Raw genomic sequence first — 2,983 nt, 5'->3', positions numbered from 1 at the left:
GCGCCGGGCTCGCAATGGCCCGGTATAGGATCGTGGTGTCCGGAAAGACCGTATCCATTGACAAGACATGATTCACGAAAGCGAGGTTCGTCCCGTAGTCCGTGATGTTGCCGAAAGCCACGAGGCTGACCCACAGCGCAACTGCCGCGACCAGGATTGATTTGGAAGTCCTGACAATCGTCATGGGCGCAACATGCTCGTCATTCAGTACCGCAGCCCGGTTGTTTCCATCTCGTAGCGGCGCGTCGGACTTGGCCAGCTAAGCGTGCAGGGATGAGACTTCGAGATGAACGGCGCGGGCTTGCTGGGGAATCGCATAAAACGATAGCGACGCGTGCAAACCCCGACAAGCCGACCTCCACGCTGACCGACAATGAAGGCCCGCCGGCAAGATCAGCAACGGTTAAGAAGCGCCTTTAAGCGTGGCCGTGTAGAGGTCAGCTCATCGCGCAGTTGCAGACATTTTGCTATCCAGCGCAAAGTGAAGCGGGGCTGGTACAGATTGCTTGAACTTCGTCTGCTGTTACCCCTGACGTTACCCAGTCGAAAATGACCCGCGCGGCTGTCGACACGATAAGATCACAAAACCCTTGCTGATCAAGTATTTAATGTGGTGATCGCGCTCTGACTCGAACTCATGGACCTCTGATTAAAAGTCAGGGCTCCCCTGCTCTTTCCCTTTAAGCTGGTCCACCATGCGCTGCGTGATCAGACAAACGCCGGTCTCACTGCGCCGGAAGCGTTGCMCGTCCCAATCCGGATCTTCGCCGACCACAAGACCCTCCGGAATCCGAACGCCGCGGTCCACGATCACCTTCCTCAGCCGCGATGACGGAGCAACCTCAACCCCYGGCAGCACCACCGCCTGATCAAGCTGCGCTCCGGCATGAACCCGCGTGCCGGTAAACAGAAGCGACTGCTGCACCATCGCACCCGCAACAATGCAGCCGCCCGACAGAACGGAGTCAATCACCTCTCCCCGCTGCCCCGCCGCCTCCCGGATTACCTTCGCTGGGGGCGTAATTTCGGCATGGGTCCAGATCGGCCAATCGCGGTCGTACAGATCCAGGGCTGGCACAGCGTGGGTCAGATCGATGTTGGCGGCCCAGTAGGCATCCAGGGTGCCCACATCCCGCCAGTAGGCCTCAGCTTCGTTGGATGATCGCACGCAGGAGTCGGGAAACCGATGCGCGACGGCTTTGCCATGTTCCACCAGGTAGGGAATGACGTCTTTGCCAAAGTCGTGGTGCGAGTCCGGATTCGCAGCATCGCGCCGGAGCTGGTCGACCAGCACGCGCGTGGCAAACACATAGATCCCCATGCTGGCCAGCGCCATCTCAGGCTTGTCCGGCATGCCGGGCGGGTCCTTTGGCTTTTCGAGAAACGAGATGATGCGATCCTGCGTGTCGATGGCCATGACCCCRAARCTRCTGGCYTCMWCCCGKGGGACCTCGATGCAGCCTACCGTCACGTCAGCGCCTCGGCTCACATGCTCGTGCAGCATGACTTCGTAATCCATCTTGTAGATGTGATCGCCGGCAAGGATCACGATGAACTCAGGCCCGTAGCTCTCGATGATGTCGAGGTTCTGATAGACCGCATCGGCCGTACCCTCGTACCACATGGTCTCTGAGACGCGTTGRCTGGCCGGCAGGATGTCRAAGCTCTCGTTGCGCTCGGCGCGAAAGAAGCTCCAGCCGTGCTGCAGGTGGCGAATGAGGCTGTGAGCCTTGTACTGGGTAGCCACAGCAATGTGCCGGATGCCAGAGTTGAGAGCGTTCGACAACGCAAAGTCGATGATGCGCGACTTGGCCCCGAAGTAGACCGCTGGTTTGACGCGCTTATCGGTGAGCTCGAGAAGACGGCTGCCGCGTCCACCGGCCAGGACATAGGCCATCGTGCGACGGGTCAGCGGAGCGGCGGTGGCAGGCATGGCATTTCCTCATCGAGAAGCGTGGCCCTTCGGCCTGGTTAGCTTCTACGCCCGCGGCTGAATGGAAGTTCCCGCCAATATTGAAGCCTAACCCGATTCAGATCGGTTGCTAAGCAACCGGGATATCGATTGTACAGACAGCCCGGGCGCCTCGCTCCCTACCCTGATGTATGTCACACCCAACGAGCCATCTCTGTCGTCATCAGGCCGCCGTTACAATTGTCGTCGTCACTGCTGGAGACCGCCCATAGGCTCGCTGCCGATCTGTCAGTCGGGCTGTACCGTCAGGCCGGCTATGCTCGAAGGGCTGCTCTGTTCGAGACGCTCTATGCCTCCGGCATGCGCATCAGCGAGGCCCTGTCCTTGCCCTCCGATGCCGCTCCCCCGGGCACCCGCATGCTGCTGGTGCGTGGCAAGGGCGACAAACAACGGCTCGTGCCCTTACATGAGCGAGCCATTGCAGCCATTGCCCTCTGGCAGACGCTGGCCCGCACCCACTCCAGTGGAGCCCCCTCCCCTTGGCTGTTCCACTCGGTGCGCAACGGATCCAAAGCCCTGACGCGACAGGCGGCGCTGCTCGAGATCAAGGAAGCCGCTGTTACGGCGGGCCTGTCCAGCCCTGAGCGGGCTCTCCACACGTGCTGCGGCATGCCTTTGCGACCCATATGCATTCAGGCGGCGCCGACCTGCGCGTGCTGCAGGAGCTGCTCGGTCATACCGGCATCGAGACCACCCAGATCTACACCCATCTCGACACCTCCCGTCTTCACCAGATGGTCCGAGACCTCCACCCRCTCAACSAGGACCAGCAGGACGAGTGCGCGACGGCTGACTGAGATCGAGGCAGCCGTATCACGGCTGCCGCACGGCAGAGGATCAAGCCGATGCCTGCATACGCATGGCGGGGTCGCCCGCCTGATGATTGCACCTGATCCGCTCTCAGAGAGCCAGCCAGGAGCCGTCAGCCTGCTTGCTGGCCCGACGCGTGCGGTTGAGGGCGCTCAGGGTCGGGCCGATGGCCGTCGTCGAAACCCGCAGGCGCTTGGCCAG

Annotated in this window: 3 protein-coding genes and 1 pseudogene; 2 read left to right on the top strand and 2 right to left on the bottom strand. The window is 61.3% G+C overall.

Annotated elements, in window-relative coordinates; genetic code table 11:
• Together ACXJKO_RS30995 and glgC are read right to left on the bottom strand one after the other, a co-directional pair.
• Positions 1 to 184 (bottom strand): DUF2165 family protein (locus tag ACXJKO_RS30995; RefSeq protein WP_457094846.1); only part of this gene is annotated, 184 nt, incomplete at its 3' end.
• A gap of 465 nt (positions 185 to 649) precedes the next feature.
• Positions 650 to 1,933: a glucose-1-phosphate adenylyltransferase gene (gene glgC, locus ACXJKO_RS30990; RefSeq protein ID WP_457094845.1), complete on the bottom strand. Its 1,284-nt coding sequence runs from the start codon at positions 1,931 to 1,933 to the stop codon at positions 650 to 652.
• A 339-nt stretch (positions 1,934 to 2,272) separates the two neighbouring features.
• On the opposite strand from glgC, the pseudogene ACXJKO_RS30985 reads away from it, so the two are divergent.
• Both ACXJKO_RS30985 and ACXJKO_RS30980 read left to right on the top strand, forming a co-directional pair.
• A pseudogene (locus tag ACXJKO_RS30985) lies at positions 2,273 to 2,494 on the top strand (integrase); the annotation flags it as partial.
• Between the two features lie 104 nt (positions 2,495 to 2,598).
• A complete protein-coding gene (locus ACXJKO_RS30980) occupies positions 2,599 to 2,769 on the top strand; it encodes a tyrosine-type recombinase/integrase (protein ID WP_457094844.1) in 171 nt (56 codons plus the stop codon).
• The last annotated feature ends 214 nt before the right edge of the window (positions 2,770 to 2,983 follow it).

This window comes from Microvirga sp. P5_D2 (assembly GCF_054049475.1).
Note: the sequence above shows the minus strand (reverse complement) of the source record. Positions and strands in the feature narration are given on the sequence as shown.